The organism is Xanthomonas sp. SHU 308, assembly GCF_000364645.1.
GTDB lineage: Bacteria > Pseudomonadota > Gammaproteobacteria > Xanthomonadales > Xanthomonadaceae > Xanthomonas_A > Xanthomonas_A sontii.
On the sequence record NZ_AQOK01000618.1, the window covers coordinates 1 to 553 of the forward strand.

1 protein-coding gene is annotated in these 553 nt (G+C 67.5%); it reads right to left on the reverse strand.

Features of this window, described 5'->3' with window-relative positions; genetic code table 11:
• Positions 1–553, reverse strand: a 553-nt coding sequence (locus tag D588_RS25190; RefSeq protein ID WP_043085676.1) for a hypothetical protein, incomplete at both ends; no start/stop codon positions are given.

Here is a 553-nt window from a genome sequence, read left to right on the forward strand (position 1 = left end):
TGGTGCTGGTCAGGCTGACGTTGCCGCCGCCGCTGATGGTCGAACCTTGCGCGGTCTGGCTGCCGGCCTTGTACGCCTCGGTGCTGGTGGCGTAGCCCACGCCGGCTTCGGCTTGGACCAGCACGCCGCTGCCCCCCTTCTGCGCGACGCCGCTGATCGCACTGGCGGTCTGGTAGCCATTGGCCAGCGCCGCCATGCCCTGCATCGCCGACAGCCTGCCGTCGGAGTTGCGTGCCGCATCGACGTTGTTGATCAGGTCGATCAGCGGCGATTTCACCCGCGCGAAGGCGCCGATCTTGAGTGTGTCGTCCTGCGAGGAGGCCGCGTGGCTGTCGTTGGCCGTGAGCAACTGGATCGTGGCCGCGGTGATGTCCACGTCCTTGGCTGCCACCACGTTGCTGGCGCTCTGCGTGTAGGTGCCGCCCGCACTCAGATTGACGTTGCCGCCCAGGCTGCCGACGCTGCTGGCCACCTGCGTCACCGTGGCGTTGTCGTCGCGGTGCTTCTCGGTGTGATAGCCGGAGAAGCGCTCGGTGTCGGAGATGACTACCGT